This window comes from Nocardioides sp. Root140 (genome assembly GCF_001426745.1).
Lineage (GTDB): Bacteria > Actinomycetota > Actinomycetes > Propionibacteriales > Nocardioidaceae > Nocardioides.
This window is the reverse complement of sequence record NZ_LMFI01000010.1, coordinates 235,168-254,907: the sequence shown is the minus strand read 5'-3', so window position 1 is coordinate 254,907 and position 19,740 is coordinate 235,168. Positions and strand designations below refer to the sequence as shown.

Below are 19,740 nucleotides of genomic sequence, written 5' to 3'. Positions count from 1 at the left end.
GCATGACGGACTGGCGAGACACCGCAGATTGCCAACTGTGATTCACGCACAACTGCCACCGACGATATTGGCTTCCATGCCCGAGACATGTGACGTGCGCAACTGTGAAGGTTGCGGCAACCGACTCGCAAAGCGTCCAGCACTCATTGGACGGAACGGATGGTTCACCGATGGTCAACGACGCAAGCGCCCGCGGCGCTGCCAGGAACGAACCCAATGCGGCATCGCCCGGCCAGGACCCGCAGTACGACTACGACGTACTCATTGTCGGGTCAGGCTTCGGGGGCTCGGTCGCCGCTCTGAGACTCGTTGAGAAGGGATATCGGGTCGGCGTGCTCGAAGCAGGAAGGCGGTTTGAAGACGAGGAATTCGCCAAGACTTCCTGGGACACCAAGAAGTTCCTGTGGGCTCCCGCGATCGGTTGCTATGGGATCCAGCGGATCCGCGTACTCCGCGACGTCCTCGTGATGGCTGGGGCCGGTGTGGGCGGCGGTTCCCTAGTGTATGCCAACACGCTGTACGAACCCCAGACGGAAGCCTTCTACAAGGACCCGCAGTGGGCTCACATCACTGACTGGAAGGACGAGCTCGGCTCACACTACGACCAGGCCAAGCGCATGCTCGGGGTGCAGCTCAACCCGACCGTCACTGCCGCGGACGAGGTGATGCGTCGGGTCGCCGTCGACATGGGCGTCGGCGACAGCTACCACGAAGCCCCGGTGGGGGTGTACTTCGGCCGTAATGGCAAGAAGGAACCGGGTGTGAAGGCGGACGACCCGTACTTCGGTGGCGTGGGACCTGAGCGATCTGGGTGTCTTGAATGCGGCGAATGCATGACTGGGTGTCGGCACAACGCGAAGAACACTTTGGTGAAGAACTACCTGTATCTGGCCGAGAAGTTCGGTGCCGAGGTCATCCCGATGACGACGGTCAACAACATCAAGCCAGTGGGTCGCGGTTACGAGGTCACGGTTCGCCCGACGAACAAGAAGAGGAAGAAGCACCACCGCACCCTCACAGCCGAACATGTCGTGATGGCTGCGGGCACCTGGGGAACCCAAGAGCTTCTTCATCAGATGAAGCTCAACGGCTCGCTGCCGAACCTGTCCGCCAAGCTCGGGTTCCTCACCCGAACCAACTCTGAGGCCATCTGCAGCGCCAACACGAAGTCTCGTAGCCGCGGCAAGACCGACTTCTCGCGTGGCGTAGCGATCACATCGTCCATCCACCCGGATGCCAACACCCACATCGAGCCCGTGCGCTATGGCAACGGTTCGAATGTGATGGCGTTGATGTTCACCGTCATGACCGACGGTGGGGGCAGGGTTCCGCGCCAGGTCAAGTGGCTCGGGAAGGTGATCAGGCACCCTGGGCACCTCATGGGGCTGTACGTCGGCCTGAAGGACTGGTCGAACCGAACCATCATCGCCCTGGTGATGCAGACCCATGACAACTCCATCACGGTTTTCCCGAAGACGTCCTTCCGCGGCAAGGTGAAGCTCTCGTCGAGGCAGGGCCACGGCGAGCCGAATCCGACCTGGATTCCAGCGGGGAACGAGGCCGCACGCCGGATGGCCGACGACATCGACGGAGTGCCCTACGGAACCATCGGGGAGATGTTCGACGTTCCCCTGACAGCACACTTCCTCGGAGGGTGCGCGATCGGTGACTCCGTCCAGAACGGCGTGATCGACCCCTACCACCGCGTCTACGGTCACAAGAACCTGCACATCGTCGACGGGTCGGCCATCTCAGCGAACATCGGAGTGAACCCGTCCCTGACGATCACAGCCCAGGCCGAACGTGCGTTCTCGATGTGGCCGAACAAGGGCGAGATTGATGTCCGCCCAGCCGTTGGTGAGGGGTACGACCGGATCGCGTTCATCGAGCCCAAGATGCCCGTCGTACCCCCTTCGGCCCCGGCCGCGCTGCGCCTGCCGATCTTCCCGATCCGTAGTTCGGCGGACGTGTCGTGACAGCTGAGCTCGCGTTCATCGACTACGAGGCGCTTGAAGCGGAACTGGGCGAACTGCAGAGTGGAGCGAGTCGTTGGTCGCGAACATCCTTGGCCGAACGCGCGGATCTGCTGGCCCAAGTCGCGTCCCTGGCCATTGAAACTGCTCCGGGCTGGGTTGCGGCTGCCTGCAGGGCGAAGCACCTGCCGGTCGAGTCGACGCTGGCGGGGGAGGAGTGGCTGTCCGGGCCATACCCCGTGGCGATGAACGCGGCGACGCTGGCTCACAGTATTCAGAGTCTCGCTGCCGGGAAGAGCCCCTTGGACGACGTCCCGATGGAGACAGCCCCAGGGGGCCGACAGGCGGCAAAGGTGTTCCCAGGATCGATCTGGGACCGACTCCTCCTTTCCGGCTTCGAGGCTCGAGTGTGGTTCCAACCTGGCGTGACCAAAGAGAGCGCCCACCGACTTGCCGGACTTGCGCAACGCGATCCCGACCTCGCGGGAGGCATATCCGTGGTCCTCGGGGCCGGCAACATCGCCTCCATCGCCGTTCTTGACACGTTGTATGAACTCGTCGCCCACAACAGGGTCGTCATCTTGAAGCTCAATCCCATCCTGGACGAGCTCTTCGACCCGATCCAGAAAGTGCTCGAGCCGCTCATCAGCGTGAACGCAGTCCGAGTCGTAACCGGCGACGCGGGCATCGGCGGTTTCCTGGTTGACCATCCGGCGGTGAACCACGTGCACATCACGGGTAGTGCCTCGAGCCACGACGCCATCGTGTACGGCGCCGGCGAGGAAGGTGCTCGCCGCAAGGCGGACAACGAGAGGACGCTGTCCAAGACCATCACCAGCGAGCTCGGTGGAGTTTCGCCCACCATCGTCATCCCCGACAAATGGTCGAACCGAGACATCAAGTTCCAAGCCGAGCATGTTGCCACTCAGCGTCTTCACAACAGTGGGCACAACTGCATTGCAACCCAGGTCGTCGTCATCCCAGCCAACTGGCCAATGAAGGAGCGCTTTCTAGAGAGGCTGCGCACCGAGATCGAGGCGGCTCCGGGCAGGGAATCCTTCTACCCGGGCACCTCAGGACGACTGCACGACGCCGTGGCGGCGCACCCCGGGTTCGCCCTCAAGTGCGACAACGACCGGGTCCTCATTCAGGGGTTGTCACCCGATAGCCGGGCTGACGCATTCAAGGTCGAGTACTTCTCTTCAGTCCTGGCCGTCGTCGAAGTCCCGGGGACAGGGGAGGACTACTTGACAGGTGCTGCCGCCTTCGTGAACAACCAACTCACGGGCACCCTGGGCGCGAACGTGCTGGTCCACCCGAAGGTGGTTCGCAAGCTTGGCGGCGCCTTCGAGTCCTTCGTCGAGTCGCTCCACTACGGCACCGTCGCAGTCAATGCGTGGACCGCCGTGGGCTACCTGACCGCCGCCGCTCCTTGGGGAGGGTTTCCCGGCGCAACCCTGGACAACGTCCAGAGCGGCATAGGCATCGTCCACAACGCATTACTTCTTGCCGAAACAGAACGCACTGTCGTGAAGGGTCCTTTCCGACCATTCCCAAGGTCGGTCGCCACCGGACAGATGACGATTGCGCCGAAACCGGCGTGGTTCGTGCGCAACCGCACTTCGGCCGGAACGGGGCGCCTCCTCGTCCGGTTCGTCGCCAAGCCCTCCGCAGCCAAGCTCCCGCGCATCTTCGCCTCGGCTCTCCGAGGCTGACCACCCAAAAGGACTCTCACATGACCAAGAACAATCTCGCCACGATTCTGGAGACCGGGGCCGAAAAGTTTGGCGACCGAACCGCAGTCATCTTCGGTGACCGCACGGTCACCTATACCGAGCTGAACGGTGCTGCCAACAAGGTCGCGAACCTCCTCGTCGCGCGCGGCATCAAGCCGGGCGACAAGGTCGCTGTCAGCTGCCCCAACACCCCCCACTTCACCATCGTGTACTTCGGCATCCTCAAGGCTGGTGCCGTGGTGGTCCCACTCAATGTGCTCCTCAAGGCGCGTGAGATCAGTTACCACCTCCGCGACTCCGAGGCGAAGGCCTACTTCTGCTTCGAGGGCAGCTCAGAGCTAGCGATGGGCAAGGAAGGCCTTGCCGGCATCGATGACAGCGCGTGTGAGAACTTCTTCCTCATCACAGCGGGACCTGAGTCGCAGGACTCGAATCTGGCCGGTGCTGACAACTTCGGAAATGCGGTCGCCGAACAGCCGGCCACATTCGACACCATCGACACCGATCCGGATGACACGGCAGTCATTCTCTACACCTCGGGAACCACCGGAAACCCCAAGGGCGCCGAGCTCCGTCACCGCAACATGCTGGAGAACGCCCGCGCTGGTGACCTCCTGTTCGACGCCGATCCTGATCGGCCGGACACCTATTTGTGCGTGCTCCCGCTGTTCCATTCCTTCGGACAAACCGTCGTCCAGAACGGTGCCCTGGCCTTCGGGGGGACGATCGTGATGCTGCCGCGCTTCGAGGTTGGCGCGGCCGTAAATCTGATGACGCAGCACGCCGTCACCTTCTTTGCCGGGGTGCCAACGATGTACTGGGCACTCTTGAGCATTTCTGATGGGGCGAACGTATCGAAGATCGCCGCAAGTCTTCGCGTGGCAGCCTCCGGCGGAGCGGCCCTGCCGGGTGAGGTCCACAAGCACTTCCAGGAGCGCTACGGGGTCACGATCCTCGAAGGATATGGATTGTCCGAGACCTCCCCGATCGCGTCCTTCTCGCGCCTCGGTGAGCAGCCGCGCATCGGCTCCATCGGCACTCCCATCCCCGGGGTCCAGATGAGACTTCTCGAGCCCGACACGTGGAACGACGTCGCAGACGACCCCGAGGTGATCGGTGAGATCGCCATCAAGGGTCACAACGTCATGAAGTGCTACTACGGACAGGCCGAGGCAACCGAGGCAGTCCTCCAGGACGGCTGGTTCCGGACGGGCGATCTTGCCAAGCGCGATGCAGACGGCTGGTACTACATCGTTGATCGGTCCAAGGACATGATCATCCGGGGCGGCTTCAACGTCTATCCCCGCGAAATCGAAGAGGTACTCGCGACCCATCCGGCGGTCTCACTCGTGGCTGTTGTCGGGCTTCCTCATGAGCAGCACGGGGAGGAAATCCGCGCCTACGTGATCCCGGCAGACGGTCAGATCATCACTCCTGAAGATCTCATCGCCTGGGCAAAGGAGCAGATGGCTGCCTACAAGTACCCCCGTGAGGTGGTTCTCGTCGCGAGTCTGCCGATGACCGCCACGGGGAAGATCCTCAAACGCGAACTCGTCCGGGACGCACAACCCGCACCAAGCTGACCCGAAGTAGTTCCAGGTTCAACACAAACATCTCAGCGCTGGTCGAACTCGCCCACGACCATGAGCGCGAACTCGTCGTTGGAACTCAGGCTGCGGCGCCAGCACTGGGTGGACGAGTTGGTGGCCCGAGAGGCACCTGGCATTGCGCGGGCGGAAGCCATGCTGCGCATTTGCCGAAAGTACCAAATGCGACTTGAAAGTTGGCACACAGGCACAAGCGCCATCGCGGCGCTCGACGCCACCATTGGGTCATCAGCAGGCAACCATCACAGGCAACGAGGAGAGAAACATGTCAACCGTCACCTTCGTTGAGTACGACGGCACCTCCCACGACGTAGACCTCGTCGAGGGCGAGTCGCTCATGGAGATCGCGACGAATGGCGCCATCCCCGGCATTGATGCCGACTGTGGCGGCGAGGCCGCATGTGGCACCTGCCACATCTTCGTCGACAGTGAGTGGATCTCCACCACCGGACGGCGCACAGACGAGGAGAGCCAAATGCTTGAGATGTCGTCGGAGTGCGAGCCGAACTCGCGCTTGGCCTGTCAGGTAATTGCGGCCGCGAGCATGGACGGGCTGAAGGTCCGGCTCCCCGAATACCAGATCTAGTCCACAACTTCTCTCACCTTCACGACAGGCGGCAGGCCAGACTCATGAACACCATGGACAGCGCGCTCGAAAGGGCGAAGACCAAAGTACGGAACAAGATGCAGACGAAGGTTCCTGTCGATCGGCAGGTGCAGGCAGCGCATCTCGTGGAGAAGGCGAAACGCTTCGCTGGTATGAGCAGGCCGCTCGTCTTCACCGAACGGCCGATCCCGGACGCCGCCGACGTGCCACTGACCAAGATCGACGTCAGCAACCCGTTCATGAACCGTCAGGGGAAGTGGGACTCCTACTTCGCGCGGCTTCGCGAAGAAGCTCCGGTCCACTATCTCGCCGACAGCCCCTTCGGCCCGTTCTGGTCGATCACGCGCTACGCGGACATCCGCGCAGTAGACACGAACCCTGAGGTCTTCTCAGCTGAGCCTTACATCGTTCTTGGGCCCCCGCCCCTCGAAATCGAGATGTTCATCGCCATGGACCCCCCGAAGCACGATGTCCAGCGCAAGGCCGTCCAGGGGGTGGTGGCGCCCAGGAACCTCAAGGAGATGGAGTCGCTCATCCGTGAACGAGTCCAGGATGTGCTCGATAATCTGCCAACAGATCGGCCGTTCGACTGGGTCGACCGCGTCTCCAAAGAGATCACCGGGCGCATGCTGGCCACTCTGCTCGACTACCCGTATGAGGACCGCCGCAAGCTCACCTATTGGGGCGACACGATCAGCAGCACCGCTGAGGGTACCGGTGGCACCAGCCACCAGGACGATTTCTACAAGGCCACTGGCGAGTTGGCACGCAGTTTCATGGCCCACTGGTACGAAAAGGCGGCGCGCCGAGAGGCGGGCGAGGCCCCCGGGTTCGACCTGATCACCTTGATGCAGACCTCCGAGGACACCAAGGATCTGATCAACAAGCCTCTGGAGTTCCTGGGCAACCTGACGCTGCTGATCGTCGGTGGCAACGACACCACGCGCAACTCCATGTCCGGCGGCGTCCTGGCCCTGCACCAGAACCCCGACCAGTTCGCGAAGTTGAAGGCCGATCCATCGCTGATCAAGAACATGGTCTCGGAGATCATTCGGTGGCAGACCCCGTTGGCATACATGCGTCGGGTGGCAAAGCAGGACGTCCACTTCGGTGGCCAGTTCATCCGCAAGGGCGACCAGGTCGTCATGTGGTACGCCTCGGGCAACCGTGATGAGCGCCAGTTCGAGAATCCCGACGCCTTCATCATCGACCGTCCGAACGCGCGTAACCACATGTCGTTCGGATTCGGTGCACACCGCTGCATGGGCAACCGCCTCGCCGAGATGCAACTGCGCATCCTGTGGGAGGAACTGTTGGTTCGATTCGACAACATCGACGTCGTCGATGAGCCGGAGTACGTGCAGTCCAACTTTGTGCAGGGCTACTCGAAAATGATGGTCAAGCTGACGCCGAAGACAACAGCCTGAGCTCGAGCGACAGGGACGAGTGAGAAGGCACCATGGACAACAACCGTGTGATCATCGTCGGAGCCAGCCACGCAAGCGCACAGTTGTGTGCGAGCCTGCGCCAGGAGGGTTGGGCCGGAGAAGTCCTTTTGATTGGTGATGAGCCAACGTTGCCCTATCACCGCCCGCCGCTGTCCAAGACCTACCTTGCCGGCACATCCAACCTTGATGAACTCCTGATCCGGAAGCCAGATTTTTACGACAAGCAACAGGTCGCGTTCCGCCAGGCCCGTGTCACCAGTGTCGAGCGAGGAGCCCGTACGGTCACCCTGTCGAACGGCGAAACTCTTGGCTACGACAAGCTCGCCCTGTGTCTGGGGGCGCGGCCGCGTCGACTGAGCCTGCCGGGAGCGGATCTCGCCGGAGTCCACTACTTGCGCGACGCTGCCGACATCGAGGCCATCCGCGACAGCCTGGCCACCACCAGCCACGCCGTCATCATCGGCGCTGGCTACATCGGACTGGAAACGGCGGCCTCGTTACGGAAGTTGGGCATCTCTGTTTCGGTGCTTGAGGCCGCCGATCGGGTATTGCAGCGGGTCACCGCACCTGAGGTGTCCGCTTTCTACGATCGCGTTCACCGTGAGGAGGGAGTCGAGATCCGCGTCGGCGTGGGAGTCAACGCGCTCGAGGGCAAGGGCCACGTCAGCGGAGTGCGACTCGAAGACGGTGACTCTGTGGCCACGGAGCTGGTCATCATCGGAGTCGGGGTCGTGCCCAACGTCGAACTGGCCCAGGAGGCCGGCCTGACGGTGGACAATGGCATTGTCATCGACGCGTACGGGAGGACCTCTGACCCGGAGATCTTTGCGGCCGGGGACTGCGCCAACTACTACGACGCGCGCTACGAGGGTCGCCTGCGCCTCGAATCTGTGCCCAGTGCGGTCGAGCAGGCCAAAAGCGTCGCAGCGGCGATCTGTGGCAGGGAGAGACAGATCTCCGCGCTGCCGTGGTTCTGGTCGGACCAATACGATCTCAAGTTGCAGATCGCTGGTCTCAACACAGGTTATGACGAGATCGTGCTGCGTGGTGACCGGTCAACGGGCCGAGATTTCGCCTGCTTCTACCTCGGCAAGGGCCGCCTCATCGCTGCGGATTGTGTCAACCGGCCGCAGGAGTTCATGTTTAGCAAGCGCGCTATCGCTCAGGGGCTGGCACCGAACCGAGACTTGTTGGCCGACCCCGGAACTGCCTTGAAATCACTGTTGGAAGCTTCAACGACAAGCGCGGGTTGACCCTGCCTCGCACTTCACCAGCCCTGCTCTTCCGTCCCGAGATGTTCAGCTTGGGATACCAACGGCCCCTGGATGGTGTTCTACGGCCGTTCGGACACATCATTGGTGTTCGCCCCACGACATTTCGAGCCGGACCCTGAAGCTCCGCGCGCTCGTCGTCAACGGCTCTGACTACTCCCTCGCGCTCGAGAGATCGGCCGGCATCGGTCGCGTCGAAGCCTGCGGATCCCGGCACTCACGCGACCATCTACGAGTGCACCGTGACGACGTCGCAGGTCATTGAGACCCTCGGTGGTGCGAGACACGGCACGGCCGACGAGCTGGGTCAGAGGCAACGCGATGAGTAGATCCTGCGCAGACGGGTCCCTGACGACCCGATGATGCTCTTTCGCCGTGCTGTTCGTGACCGGCACTGTCGATGAGGCCGCACAGGCGCTGACGGCGCACAAAAATACGGTGCGATACCGCGTCAACCAGACCGAAGAACTGCTCGGGCACGAAGGGACGAGCAGACGGCGGAGCTTGAGCTCGCGCTGCGTCATCACGAGATGTTCCTGGTCGACCTTGGTCAGTCGGTCGGCAGTTCAGGCGGCAGCGGGGTCACGTGCTGCCTCGAGACGAGCGTTGCAGAGCGCACCGCGGTCGTCGTCGTGAAGGGCGTTCCCGCTGCCCGAGAGCCAGACAGTGGCCGGCCTGACCCGGATGCCACCGCCTGCCGGGTCGCCCGGCACCACGGTGTCGGCGCTGAGCACCGTCTTGGAGAGGGGCGGCCGGTCGTAGGGCAGGCGGTCCTCGGCGCCGATGAGGGTGAGGGAACCCTCCCATCCGCCGGCACGTGCGGCACGGACCGCCCGGAGACCGGCGAGTGAGGCGTCGAGGACCACGAGCCGGTCGACCGGCCGTCCCTGGTCTGTGGTGGTGAGTACGTCGTTCATGTCACGGGCAGTCCCTCAGGGTCAGGGCCAGCACCGGGCACGAGTTGATCGCGGTAGTGAGATCGCGATCGCCGTTCGCGCCGGGAGTCCAAGATTCGCAGAGTCGTGCGGAGGTTCTCGTGGGAATCAGTGCCAAGAAACGGGCACGGGTCTGTACGGACGTCCAAAGCCGGTCCCTGTTGCAAGGGGGCCACCCCGCCACCCGGTGCCACCGAACGGGCACGGCTCGGTTCGGGAACGCAAACGTGGAGGCGCTGTGCGCAGTTCCAACGCACTGATCCCTTTTTGTTCGATCCGCCAAGACGCACCCCGTCGGCGCGGGGTGTACTTGCCGCCAATGCGAGTGATGTCCAACCCAGGTTGGACCGCGACCTCAAGTTCTGGCAAAGGAGAATCGGTGACGGTTGCACCAGCACGCCCTGCCGGACCCAAGGGACGTCGGCGTGGCCCGACGGGGATGACTCCCGAGCGTCAGAAGATCGCCCGGGACGCGCTGCGCGGCACGATGATGATGAAGTCGCTGTCGACCTTCGGTGACTTCTACAGTTTTGTTGGTCAGGTCTTCGCACGGATGTTCACCAGACGGTTCCACTTCAGGGAGTTCGTCTCGCAGGCCTGGTTCATCACCACCGTCTCCCTCGGCCCGGCGATCTTGGTGGCGATCCCGTTCTGCGTCGTGATCATCTTCCAGGTGAACCAGCTCCTGATCCAGATCGGTGCCGTCGACCTCGCCGGAGCCGGAGCCGCGGTCGCGGTGGTTCGCGAGATCGGCCCGATCGTCAGCGTGCTGGTGGTGGCGGGGGCCGGAGCGACTGCTATCTGCGCTGACCTGGGTTCTCGCAAGATCCGGGAGGAGATCGACGCCATGGTCACGTTGGGCATCGATCCGATCGAGCGGCTGGTCGTGCCACGTGTTGTGGCCTCAACTCTCGTTGGGGTGGCACTCAACGGCATGGTCACGGTTGTCGGCCTCGTCGGCGGCTACTTCTTCTCGGTCGTCCTCCAGGGCGCGACGCCGGGGCTGTACCTGTCCGATCTCACTCTTCTTGTCGGCCTCTCCGACTTCCTCGCCTCCGAGGCCAAGGCCGCGGTCTTCGGCATGCTCGCGGGGCTGACCGCCTGTTATCTGGGGCTCAATGCGAAGGGCGGCCCCAAGGGAGTGGGTGAAGCGGTGAACCAGACGGTGGTGTTCTCCTTCATGTTGCTGTTCGCTGCCAACAGCGTGATCAGCGCCCTGTTCCTCCAGATCAAGATGGGAGCCTGACATGGCCGGACTCGCGCGATACCTCGCCCGGCCGACCGCCTTCCTACGTGAGCTGGGAGACCAGCTGAAGTTCCATGGGAATGCCTACGCGCACATGCCGAGGGCGCTGAAGCACTATCCCAAGGAAGTGGTCCGGCTACTGGCCGAGGTGTCGATGGGATCGGGGGCGCTGGCTCTCATCGGCGGCACCGTCCTGGTCATCGGGTTTCTCACGGCTGCCTCCGGCATCGAGGTGGGACTGCAGGCCTACACGACTTTCGACAACATCGGGGTTTCCACGTTGTCAGGCTTCTTCTCCGCCTACTTCAACACCCGGGAGGTGGCACCGATCATCGCCGGTATCGCCCTCACCGCGACGGTGGGCGCGGGTTTCACAGCGCAGATCGGCGCGATGCGAGTGAGCGAGGAGATCGACGCCCTCGAAGTGATGGCGGTCCCGCCCGTCCCCTACCTGGTGACCACACGGATCCTTGCCGGTCTGATCGCGGTGATCCCGCTGTTCGCCATCGCGCTGATGATGTGCTGGCTGGCGACGTACCTCGTCGTCACGGTCGGCTACGACCAGGCCCCGGGCACCTACCAGCACTACTTCGACACCTTCCTCATCTCGAGCGACCTTTTCCTCGCGATGCTCAAGGTGTGTCTGATGGCGCTGGTGATCGTCAGCATCTGCTGCTATCACGGGTTCCGCGCTTCCGGGGGTCCGGCGGGAGTGGGCAAGGCCGTCGGCAAAGCCGTTCGGTCGGCGCTGATCTGCACGATGTTCATTGACCTGATCTTCGCGATCGCCGTCTGGGGTGGACCGTCCGTCCACATCGCCGGATGAGACGCGGACACGACGAGGGAATCTTCTGATGTCAGAAACACAGGGCGTGTGGCGCTCGATCGACCGGCAGGTCGTCTACGGCGTGCTGTTCGTGGTCCTTGTCGCGGCGCTGATTGCGGGCACGATTGCCAAGTATAGGGGCGCCTTCGAGGACAACGTCGTGGTCACCGTGGAAGCCGACCGGGCGGGCCTCACCCTCGCCGCGGGCGCCCCCATCAAGCTGCGGGGTGTCGAGATCGGAAACGTCAAGGGGGTGTCCTCGAACGGAGACACCGTGACCATCGAGCTCGGCATCGACTCCGACAAGGCCGACCGGGTGCCGGCCGACGTGACGGCCCAGATCGTGCCGCCAACCGCGTTCGGTGCCAAGTACGTCCAGCTCACTCCCCCTGACAAGAGTGGTGCCGACCCCATCCGGGCCGGTGCGGTGATCCCGGCCGACCGGGTGACGGTCGAGGTCGACGAGGCCTTCGAGAACCTCACCAAGGTCCTGGACGTTGCCCGCCCGGCGGAGGTGAACTCGGCCCTGACCGCGGTTGCCGGCGCGGTCGACGAACGAGGTGAGCTGATCGGCGACCTCATCAACCAGACCGACGCCTACCTGCAGTCCTTCAACCCGGCCCTGCGTACTCTCAGCGTCGATCTCAGCGTCGCCGACGACGTCACCGACGTCTACGAAGTCGCGCGTCCCGACCTGATCGCGACCCTCGAGCAGACGGGCACGATCTCAGACACGGTGGTCCGACAACAGGCATCACTGCGGGCCTTGGAGCGGAGCCTGACCGGATTCAGCGACGAGGCCGACGTGCTCCTCCGAAGCTCGCAGAGCGGTCTGATCACGTCGCTGACACTGCTCGAGCCGGTGACCGCCGTCCTCGAGCGCTATTCGCCCGAGCTCCCGTGCACGGTCCTGGGCCTGGCCTCCCTGAACCAGTTGGCCGAGGCAGCGGTCGGGGGCACCCACCCCGGGATCACCACGATCACCCGCGTGATCCCCGGCCGGGACCCGTACACCTACCAGGAGAACCTCCCCATCCAGGAAGACGATCGCGGACCAGTCTGCTACGGCCTTCCGTCCGTCACCCCGGAGGAGGCGTCGCGGCCGACGCCCGACCTGCGGACGGGTGCCTCGCCGTACGTCGGCGCGCAACCGACGCCCAACGAGGCCCTCCTCGACACACTGCTCGGTCTCACCGAGGGGGGTGCTCAGCTGCCATGAGTAGTCGTGTGGGAAAGAGTTCCGGGCTGAGTCCCGAAAAGCGTCGTCAGCGTGGCGACCTGATCAAGTTCAGCGCGTTCCTGGCGATCGCCCTCGGCTTCACCCTGTGGGTCGCGGTCGTGACCAGCGAATACCGCCCCGGGGACCGTGACGAGTACAGGGCGGTCTTCGACGACGTGTCAGGGCTCTCCCAAGGTGACGACGTCCGGGTCGCGGGCGTCGACATCGGCAAGGTGAAAGCGATCGACGTGCGGCCGGACAACACCGTCCTGGTGGCCTTCGACGTCCGAGAGGGCCAGGAGTTGACGACCGGCACGCGGGCCACCATCCAGTATCGCAACCTAATCGGTGACCGAGTCATCCAGTTGACCCCGGGGGAGAAGGACGACCACAAGACGCTCAAGGTCGGCAGCACCATCCCGGCCGCGCACACTGCCTCCGCATTGGACCTGGACACCCTCCTCAACGGCTTCAAGCCGTTGTTCGCCGGGCTCAGCCCCACCCAGATCAATGAGCTCTCCCACCAGTTGGTGCAGGTTCTCCAGGGTCAGCAGGCCGCCGTCGCCACGCTGGTTCAGCGTGTTGCGTCCTTCACGACGACCATCGGGGGTCGTGAGGAGGTCATCGGGCAGGTGATCCGGAACCTGAACAGTGTCCTGGGCACCGTCGATGCCCGCAAGGACACCGTCGGCCTGCTTGTGGATCGCCTCGATGTCCTGCTGACCGGTCTCGACAAGCAGGACACTCAAGTGCTCGATGCCGCGGTGCTTATTGACCGGTTCGCCGTGCGGACCGCCGGACTGGCATCGCGGATCCGCGGCGACGTGCGTACCGACCTCAAGTCCCTGGCGGACGCCGCACGGGGCATCAACAAGGAGAAGGACACCCTCGCGATCGTGCTCAACCAACTTCCCGACCACTACCGAACGCTATCGAACACGTCTTCCTACGGAAACTTCTTCAACTTCTTCCTGTGCGGTGTGCGTGTCCAGACCGGAGCGCTGGATGGCGCTGACGTCACGACACCGTGGATCTACTCCGACGCACCGCGGTGCAAGCGATGAGCGCCGGCGCATCGAGCGATCGGCTCGCCCTGAGAGGCATTCTCGGCACCCTCGGCCTGGTGCTAGTGGTCGTGGCCGCACTGAACATCAACCAGTTGCCACTGGTCGGCAACAGCGAGGTCCTGCAGGTCCACTTCGCCGAGGCCGGCGGTTTGAAGGGCGGTGACTCGGTGATGATCTCGGGTGCGGAGGTCGGGAAGGTTCGCGACGTCCAGTTGGACGGGCGGGATGTCGTCGCCGACATTGTGCTGACGGACAATGGCGTGGAGCTCGGCGAGGACACGGAAGCGCGCATCGTCACCGTGACTCTCCTGGGCAGGGCAGCGGTCGAGCTCGATCCCCGCGGATCGGGCCGACTGGCGGCCGGGGACTCGATCCCCGTCGAGCGGACCTCGGCGCCGTACAACTTGACCTCCACCCTCAACCAGCTCACGGACACGACGGCCAAGATCGACAAGCCCCAGTTGGCCGAGGCCCTCGATCAGGCGTCGCAGACGCTCAACGCCAGCAGCCCCGACCTCGGTCGGGCCCTGTCTGGCATCACTGCCTTGTCACGCTCCATCTCCGCCAACGACGACGAGTTGGCCTCACTGCTCACCCGCGCCAACAGCGTGACGGACGTGCTTGCAAGCAGGGATGAGCAGATCTCCTCGCTGCTCGACTCAGGGCGATCGCTCCTGACCGAGTTGAATGCCCGGCAGCAGGTGGTCGTGAGCCTTCTCAGCAGCGCGCGCAAACTCTCGGTAGAGCTCCGGCGCCTACTCAAGGACTCCGACGACGTCCTCGACCCGGCACTCGAAGAACTGGACACCGTCGTCGACGTGCTGAACGAGAACCGCAAGAACCTACAGGACAGCATCACCGGCCTGCGGGGATACGCCACCGCGTTCGGCGAGGCCCTCGCGAGCGGACCGTGGTTCGACGCCTACATCCAGAACCTCACCTCGCCCACCACCCTCGTCCCGATCCTCTCCGGAGCCATGAAATGAGAAGACTCACCAGCGGACGACGTACCGGTCGCCTTCTCCCGCTCGCCGTCGTTGCCGCGCTGCTGGTCACAGCCGCCTTCGTGTGGTGGAGCGACTCCAGCACCACTGGGGTCCGCGCCTACTTCAGCAGCGCTGAGGGACTCAATGTCGGCGACGACGTGAAGGTACTCGGGGTCAAGGTCGGCGAGATCACCGAGATCGAGAATGAATCGAAAGGCGTCACCGTGTCGATGGAGATCGACTCCGGCCAGCCGATTCCGGCGGACGCGCATGCGGCGATCGTGTCACCCAGCCTGGTCAGCGGCCGGTTCGTGCAGTTCGACCCGGTGTTCACCGGTGGAGAGCGACTCGACGACGGTGCCACCGTCCCTCTCGAGCGCACCGCGGTCCCGGTCACCTTCGACGACGTCAAGCAGCAGCTCACTGATCTGGCCACCACCCTCGGACCCGAGGGCACGTCGAAGTCCGGTCCGCTCGCTGACGCCATCACCTCATTGGAGCACGGTCTGAGAAACGGAAACTCCGAACAGCTGCGCACCTCAATCGGTGAGCTGCGGTCAGCGGCGACGGCCCTCTCCGACGGGCGCTCGGACCTGTTCGGCACGATCAAGCACCTCAACACCTTCACGCAGAACCTCGCACTCAACGACGCAGCGGTCCGCGGCTTCACCACGAAGCTCGACAACGTCAGCACGGTGGTGTCGGACAACCGGACCAACCTCAAGGGAGCGATCCGAGGCCTGGCGACGGTGCTGGCGGTGACCGAGAAGTACTTCAAGAAGCATGGCGGTCGCATCACGAGCTCAGTCGCCGACCTCGACAGGCTGGCCGCGGCGCTTGCCGACCGATCCAACGAGCTCGCTGGTGTCCTCCACACAGCACCGCACGCTCTCATCGGACTGCACAACACCATCCAGGACCAGGCCATCACCGGGCGGGCGACGCTCAGTGGCCTGGACAACGTGGCACAGCTGCTCTGCGGTTCGATTCTCGGGGTCGGCGGGACGAGCCAGCAGTGCATCGACGGCCTCGGTCCGATCACCGAGCTGCTCGGACTGGTCCCTCAGGGTGACACCAGCGGCCTCCCACTGCCAGGTGCAACGAATCGAGGGGAGGAGTGATGTCGACTCGTCGCATCATTGCGCCCCGTGGGCGTTGGATCAGCGCACTTCTGGCCGTCGTCGCCCTGCTGACGACCGGTTGCGAGATTCAGCCGAACGACAACACGCTCCCCGGACAGGTGGCCGTCGGTGACGACGGCTACTCGGTCGAGGTTCACTTCGACCAGATCGCGAACCTGGTGCCGAACGCGACTGTCATGAAGGACAACGTCGTGATCGGAACCGTCGCCGGGATAGACGTCGACGGCTGGGAGGCAGTCGTCGAGCTCCGGCTTCTCAAGGACATCGAGCTTCCCTCAACGGCGGAGTTCAGCGTCGGCCAGAAGACACTCCTGGGTGCCCAATACGTCGAGGTGTCCGTCCCTGGTGGCGACAAGGCGAGAGCGACGAAACATTCCGAACCGCTGGGGGACGGTGAGGTCATCGGGGTCGAGCAGACGGGCAGCTACCCAGCGACCGAGCAGGTGCTGGGCGCGGTGGCTCTGCTGTTGAACAACGGTGGCCTGTCGCAGATCTCCACCATCACCGACGAGCTGTCCACTGCCCTGCATGGTCGGGTGCCCGACACCCGGAGCCTGATTCGTCGGTCGAACGAACTGCTCACAGTCCTCGACCAGAACCGCGGAGAGATCGTGCGGGCCCTGGACTCGCTGAACGACTTCAGCGCCGGTCTGCGTGAGGACCAGACCACGGTCGCAACCGCGATCGACAAGATCACCCCCGGCCTGAAGACCCTTGAGCAGGAACGGGACCGCCTGGTGAGGGCGGTCACTGCAACCGGCCGGACCGGAGACCGGGCAGTGAAGGTGGTGCGCGCCAGTGAGACCGCGCTCACGGCCAACCTCAAGTCCCTCGGCCCGATCTTGTCCAACCTCGGCAAAGCCAGCGAGTCCCTGCCGGAGGCGCTCAAGATCGGACTGACCATCCCGTTCCCCGCGATGACGACTCGCGATGCGGTACGCGGTGACTACGCCAACCTCTTCGCCACACTCGACCTCCGTGTGGGATCGCTGGCCGACAGTTGGCTTGGCGGGATCCCGCCGGCCCTGCAGGCCGGAGATCCCCTCCGGAACCCGCTGGCGCCACCCACGAAGAAGGGCGGTCCCACAGACGGCGTACCGGACAGTGACGGTGGCACCGATGACGGCACCACCGAGGACGAGCCGGACCCCGGCGACACACCAACGCCCGACATACCCGAGGAGCCGAGCCCCGGCTGCTTGCTCTCGTTCCTAGGACTCTGCTGATGGTTCTCACTGCACTGATCAAGCGACAACTACGCATCTTCGCGGTCCTGGCCACGGTGGCGCTCGGGTTGACGTTCTTCCACTACGCCCGGGTTCCGGCCATGGTCGGCCTCGGGGTGTACGACGTCACAGTGGACTTCCACGACGCCAGTGGTCTCTATCCGAGGGCATCGGTGACCTACCGGGGCGTCGAGGTCGGGACGGTGTCAAACCTTGAGGTGACCGGCGACAGTGCGGTCGCGACACTGCGTATCGATGACGGAGCGAAGATCCCGGAAGGCGTGACCGCCGAGCTGCACAGCACCTCAGCCATCGGTGAGCAATACATCGACCTGGTCGACTCGGAGAAGGGCGCCGCCGGTGACGACCACCTTGCCGACGGTGATGCCATTCCGCAGGATCGTTCGGTCGCCATGCCGCAGATCACTCCGGTGCTCGACTCGGTCAACCGACTGCTTGAGTCCGTGCCCAAGGCCAAGACCCAACGTCTCCTGTCCCAGGTCGACGCGGGACTGGGCGGGACGGGTCCGGAGCTCAACGAGCTGGTCACGTCGGCAGGACAACTCCTGACCGAGGCCCAGTCCCAGGTCGACGCGACCACCTCACTGATCGCGGCCCTGCAACCGGTGCTGACTACCCAGCGTGACCTCGGGACGGTGACCAAGTCCTACGCCGGAGCCCTGAACGAGGTCACCGGTGTCCTGGCCGACAACGACAGCTCGGACATCCGGGCGCTTCTCAGGTCTGCTCCCGGTGGCCTCGACGCCGCGACAGGGACGGTCAAGGAGCTGCAACCCGTTCTGCCGAGGATGCTCGCCAACCTGACCACCAACGCCGAGGTCCTCAACACGTATCTCCCGGAGATCCGGCAGACCCTCGTCGTATATCCTGCGACCATCGCCCGGCTGCAGTCCACCCTGAACCCTCGGGTGGAGCAGGGCGACGTCCAATTGGACCTTCGCGCGGCGCTGAACAATCCGCCCACCTGCCTTGCCGGCTATCTGCCGCCCGCCGAGCGGCGCCGCCCCGGCGTGACGACGACGCGAGAGATCGACTCCCTCGCACACTGCGACATCGCCCCCGACAACCCGACTGCTGTTCGAGGAGCGCGCAACCTGCCCTGCCCCAACAGCGAAGAGCGTGGCCCGTTGCCGGCCGACTGCGGACTGCGCTTCGGGTCTGGGGTCTGGCCTGAGACCAGCGGCACCGTCGCCTACGACCTTGCCGTGGGCCAGGGAGGCGATCCGGACAGAACAAGGTCGGACGGAACCGAGCAACCAGGAGGAGAAGAACTGTGGAAGATCCTCGTACTAGCCCCCTTGGGTTCCCGATGATGAGGCTTCGACGCGCGACGCCGTCATTGGTCGTCGTCGGCGCCACGATCGTCGCCGTGTGCCTGATCCTGATCACCGCGCAACGCGCATGGTCGTGGCAGACAGAACGAGAGGTCCGTGCAGGAGAGGATGACGCCATCGCCGCGGCCACGGCCGAGGTCGAGGGCTTGATCAACATCAGCAGCTCGACCACCGACAACGAACTCGAGAAGCTGATGGACGGTGCTTCGGCCAACTTCCGTACGGAGTTCGAGGAACAGGCCGACCGTCTCCTGAAGGAGCTCAAGCGCAACAAGGTCCGGTCAACGGGTGAGGTGGTCTCGGCCGGGGTCGTCAGCTTCGATGACGACAAGGCAACGGTCCTCGTCGCAGCCAAGGGCTCTGTCCAGAACAAGAAGGCGAAGAAGGCCGAGCCCCGCAACTACCGCCTGCGGGTGGACCTCGACCACACCGACGGCGACTGGCTCGTGTCGGGATTGGAGTTCGTGGCATGAACATCAAGTCAATCGAACGTCATGACGAAGACGCGGAGGAGGCCGAGGTGGACGTCGACCCGACTGAGGACATCGAGTCCACCGAGGACGAGGAGTCACCGGCGCCCGTCATCAGGCGCCCGGGATCATCACGCCGGACCGTTCTCGTCGCCCTGTTTGTGGTGCTCGTCGCGGCGACGTGTGCAGGGTTCGCCACCCTGCAGACGAGCCGCGCGGCCGACGTCAGCCAAGCGCGAAACGAGGCCCTGGCGGCAGCGAAGTCGAGGGTGCCCGTGCTGCTCAGCTACGAGAACGCCACGATCGATCGTGACCTGGAAGCCGCCATCGGGCAGACTACCGGCGACTTCCACGGCGACTACCAGAAGATTCTCGACGACGTCGTGCGTCCCGCCGCCACCGACCGCAAGATCAGCACGTCTGCCAGCGTGAGTGGGGCAGGTGTGGTGTCGGCGTCAGCGGATGAGGTGGTGGTGCTGGTCTTCCTCACCCAGAAGACCGTGACTGGCAACGGCGGCGCCGGTCGCACCTCGGTCACGGGGAGTCGCGTGGAAGTCACCATGTCACCTGCGGGGGCGGAGTGGAAGATCGCGGGTCTACGCCCGCTGTGAGCCGGTGATGCGCCT

The 19,740-nt window shown here is 64.1% G+C and carries 19 protein-coding genes; 17 read left to right on the top strand and 2 right to left on the bottom strand.

What is annotated here, in order from left to right; all coding sequences use genetic code 11:
- Positions 1 to 170: 170 nt before the first annotated feature.
- The 3 genes from ASD30_RS11655 to ASD30_RS11645 are packed head-to-tail and all read left to right on the top strand — an operon-like array spanning position 171 to position 5,292.
- Positions 171 to 1,976, top strand: coding sequence for a GMC family oxidoreductase (locus tag ASD30_RS11655; RefSeq protein WP_082563783.1), 1,806 nt, complete (start codon positions 171 to 173; stop codon positions 1,974 to 1,976).
- Complete coding sequence (locus ASD30_RS11650) at positions 1,973 to 3,688, top strand: aldehyde dehydrogenase family protein (RefSeq protein ID WP_056681492.1); 1,716 nt, start codon at positions 1,973 to 1,975, stop codon at positions 3,686 to 3,688. The genes ASD30_RS11655 and ASD30_RS11650 overlap by 4 nt, the downstream gene beginning before the upstream one ends.
- A 20-nt stretch (positions 3,689 to 3,708) precedes the next feature.
- On the top strand, positions 3,709 to 5,292 hold the full coding sequence (locus ASD30_RS11645; protein ID WP_056681491.1) for a long-chain-fatty-acid--CoA ligase: 1,584 nt from the start codon (positions 3,709 to 3,711) through the stop codon (positions 5,290 to 5,292).
- Positions 5,293 to 5,324: 32 nt separating this feature from the next.
- Here ASD30_RS11645 and ASD30_RS26590 read toward each other — a convergent pair whose 3' ends face one another.
- Positions 5,325 to 5,462: a hypothetical protein gene (locus tag ASD30_RS26590; RefSeq protein ID WP_156393630.1), complete on the bottom strand. Its 138-nt coding sequence runs from the start codon at positions 5,460 to 5,462 to the stop codon at positions 5,325 to 5,327.
- Positions 5,463 to 5,581: 119 nt separating this feature from the next.
- Here ASD30_RS26590 and ASD30_RS11640 point away from each other — a divergent pair, with 119 nt between their 5' ends.
- The 4 genes from ASD30_RS11640 (at position 5,582) to ASD30_RS27965 (ending at position 9,278) form a co-directional block, all read left to right on the top strand.
- Positions 5,582 to 5,902: a 2Fe-2S iron-sulfur cluster-binding protein gene (locus ASD30_RS11640; protein WP_056681490.1), complete on the top strand. Its 321-nt coding sequence runs from the start codon at positions 5,582 to 5,584 to the stop codon at positions 5,900 to 5,902.
- Between the two features lie 44 nt (positions 5,903 to 5,946).
- A complete protein-coding gene (locus tag ASD30_RS11635) occupies positions 5,947 to 7,350 on the top strand; it encodes a cytochrome P450 (RefSeq protein ID WP_056681489.1) in 1,404 nt (467 codons plus the stop codon).
- A gap of 32 nt (positions 7,351 to 7,382) precedes the next feature.
- Positions 7,383 to 8,624 (top strand): NAD(P)/FAD-dependent oxidoreductase, encoded by a 1,242-nt coding sequence (locus ASD30_RS11630; protein WP_056681488.1) that lies wholly within the window; start codon positions 7,383 to 7,385, stop codon positions 8,622 to 8,624.
- 393 nt (positions 8,625 to 9,017) lie between these two features.
- Positions 9,018 to 9,278 carry a helix-turn-helix domain-containing protein gene (locus ASD30_RS27965; protein ID WP_082563782.1) on the top strand — a complete coding sequence of 87 codons (261 nt, stop codon included), beginning with the start codon at positions 9,018 to 9,020 and terminating at the stop codon, positions 9,276 to 9,278.
- On the opposite strand, the gene ASD30_RS27170 is transcribed toward ASD30_RS27965, so the two are convergent.
- Positions 9,209 to 9,559: a hypothetical protein gene (locus tag ASD30_RS27170; RefSeq protein WP_056681487.1), complete on the bottom strand. Its 351-nt coding sequence runs from the start codon at positions 9,557 to 9,559 to the stop codon at positions 9,209 to 9,211. The two genes, ASD30_RS27965 and ASD30_RS27170, sit on opposite strands and share 70 nt — an antisense overlap.
- 256 nt (positions 9,560 to 9,815) lie before the next feature.
- Here ASD30_RS27170 and ASD30_RS11620 point away from each other — a divergent pair, with 256 nt between their 5' ends.
- From ASD30_RS11620 to ASD30_RS11575, 10 genes are read left to right on the top strand one after another with little or no spacing between them, the layout of a single operon-like run.
- Positions 9,816 to 10,823, top strand: a complete 1,008-nt coding sequence (locus ASD30_RS11620) for an MlaE family ABC transporter permease (protein WP_235532570.1) — start codon at positions 9,816 to 9,818, stop codon at positions 10,821 to 10,823.
- Between the two features lies 1 nt (position 10,824).
- The gene (locus tag ASD30_RS11615) at positions 10,825 to 11,649 is read left to right on the top strand and encodes an MlaE family ABC transporter permease (RefSeq protein ID WP_056681486.1); all 825 of its coding nucleotides are present in this window, start codon (positions 10,825 to 10,827) and stop codon (positions 11,647 to 11,649) included.
- A 28-nt stretch (positions 11,650 to 11,677) separates the two neighbouring features.
- Positions 11,678 to 12,868 (top strand): MCE family protein, encoded by a 1,191-nt coding sequence (locus ASD30_RS11610; RefSeq protein ID WP_082563780.1) that lies wholly within the window; start codon positions 11,678 to 11,680, stop codon positions 12,866 to 12,868.
- Positions 12,865 to 13,932 carry an MCE family protein gene (locus ASD30_RS11605; protein ID WP_082563779.1) on the top strand — a complete coding sequence of 356 codons (1,068 nt, stop codon included), beginning with the start codon at positions 12,865 to 12,867 and terminating at the stop codon, positions 13,930 to 13,932. The genes ASD30_RS11610 and ASD30_RS11605 overlap by 4 nt, the downstream gene beginning before the upstream one ends.
- Positions 13,929 to 14,921, top strand: coding sequence for an MCE family protein (locus ASD30_RS11600; protein ID WP_056681483.1), 993 nt, complete (start codon positions 13,929 to 13,931; stop codon positions 14,919 to 14,921). Before ASD30_RS11605 ends, ASD30_RS11600 begins: the two co-directional genes overlap by 4 nt.
- Positions 14,918 to 16,042, top strand: a complete 1,125-nt coding sequence (locus ASD30_RS11595; protein WP_056681482.1) for an MCE family protein — start codon at positions 14,918 to 14,920, stop codon at positions 16,040 to 16,042. The genes ASD30_RS11600 and ASD30_RS11595 overlap by 4 nt, the downstream gene beginning before the upstream one ends.
- Complete coding sequence (locus ASD30_RS11590; protein WP_056681481.1) at positions 16,042 to 17,289, top strand: MCE family protein; 1,248 nt, start codon at positions 16,042 to 16,044, stop codon at positions 17,287 to 17,289. Before ASD30_RS11595 ends, ASD30_RS11590 begins: the two co-directional genes overlap by 1 nt.
- The gene (locus ASD30_RS11585; protein ID WP_056681480.1) at positions 17,289 to 18,623 is read left to right on the top strand and encodes an MCE family protein; all 1,335 of its coding nucleotides are present in this window, start codon (positions 17,289 to 17,291) and stop codon (positions 18,621 to 18,623) included. The genes ASD30_RS11590 and ASD30_RS11585 overlap by 1 nt, the downstream gene beginning before the upstream one ends.
- A complete protein-coding gene (locus ASD30_RS11580; RefSeq protein ID WP_156393629.1) occupies positions 18,623 to 19,117 on the top strand; it encodes a hypothetical protein in 495 nt (164 codons plus the stop codon). The genes ASD30_RS11585 and ASD30_RS11580 overlap by 1 nt, the downstream gene beginning before the upstream one ends.
- Complete coding sequence (locus ASD30_RS11575; protein ID WP_056681478.1) at positions 19,114 to 19,725, top strand: hypothetical protein; 612 nt, start codon at positions 19,114 to 19,116, stop codon at positions 19,723 to 19,725. The genes ASD30_RS11580 and ASD30_RS11575 overlap by 4 nt, the downstream gene beginning before the upstream one ends.
- The last annotated feature ends 15 nt before the right edge of the window (positions 19,726 to 19,740 follow it).

Excerpts from the sequence above, each read along its gene's own strand:
- ASD30_RS11655 (WP_082563783.1), top strand. The coding sequence starts at position 171 with ATGGTCAACGACGCAAGCGCCCGCGGCGCTGCCAGGAACGAACCCAAT.
- ASD30_RS26590 (WP_156393630.1), bottom strand. The coding sequence starts at position 5,462 with ATGCGCAGCATGGCTTCCGCCCGCGCAATGCCAGGTGCCTCTCGGGCC.
- ASD30_RS11605 (WP_082563779.1), top strand. The coding sequence starts at position 12,865 with ATGAGTAGTCGTGTGGGAAAGAGTTCCGGGCTGAGTCCCGAAAAGCGT.
- ASD30_RS11580 (WP_156393629.1), top strand. The coding sequence starts at position 18,623 with ATGAGGCTTCGACGCGCGACGCCGTCATTGGTCGTCGTCGGCGCCACG.
- ASD30_RS27170 (WP_056681487.1), bottom strand. The coding sequence starts at position 9,559 with ATGAACGACGTACTCACCACCACAGACCAGGGACGGCCGGTCGACCGG.
- ASD30_RS11575 (WP_056681478.1), top strand. The coding sequence starts at position 19,114 with ATGAACATCAAGTCAATCGAACGTCATGACGAAGACGCGGAGGAGGCC.
- ASD30_RS11645 (WP_056681491.1), top strand. The coding sequence starts at position 3,709 with ATGACCAAGAACAATCTCGCCACGATTCTGGAGACCGGGGCCGAAAAG.
- ASD30_RS11635 (WP_056681489.1), top strand. The coding sequence starts at position 5,947 with ATGAACACCATGGACAGCGCGCTCGAAAGGGCGAAGACCAAAGTACGG.
- ASD30_RS11590 (WP_056681481.1), top strand. The coding sequence starts at position 16,042 with ATGTCGACTCGTCGCATCATTGCGCCCCGTGGGCGTTGGATCAGCGCA.
- ASD30_RS11630 (WP_056681488.1), top strand. The coding sequence starts at position 7,383 with ATGGACAACAACCGTGTGATCATCGTCGGAGCCAGCCACGCAAGCGCA.
- ASD30_RS11610 (WP_082563780.1), top strand. The coding sequence starts at position 11,678 with ATGTCAGAAACACAGGGCGTGTGGCGCTCGATCGACCGGCAGGTCGTC.
- ASD30_RS11615 (WP_056681486.1), top strand. The coding sequence starts at position 10,825 with ATGGCCGGACTCGCGCGATACCTCGCCCGGCCGACCGCCTTCCTACGT.
- ASD30_RS11585 (WP_056681480.1), top strand. The coding sequence starts at position 17,289 with ATGGTTCTCACTGCACTGATCAAGCGACAACTACGCATCTTCGCGGTC.
- ASD30_RS11640 (WP_056681490.1), top strand. The coding sequence starts at position 5,582 with ATGTCAACCGTCACCTTCGTTGAGTACGACGGCACCTCCCACGACGTA.
- ASD30_RS11595 (WP_056681482.1), top strand. The coding sequence starts at position 14,918 with ATGAGAAGACTCACCAGCGGACGACGTACCGGTCGCCTTCTCCCGCTC.
- ASD30_RS11600 (WP_056681483.1), top strand. The coding sequence starts at position 13,929 with ATGAGCGCCGGCGCATCGAGCGATCGGCTCGCCCTGAGAGGCATTCTC.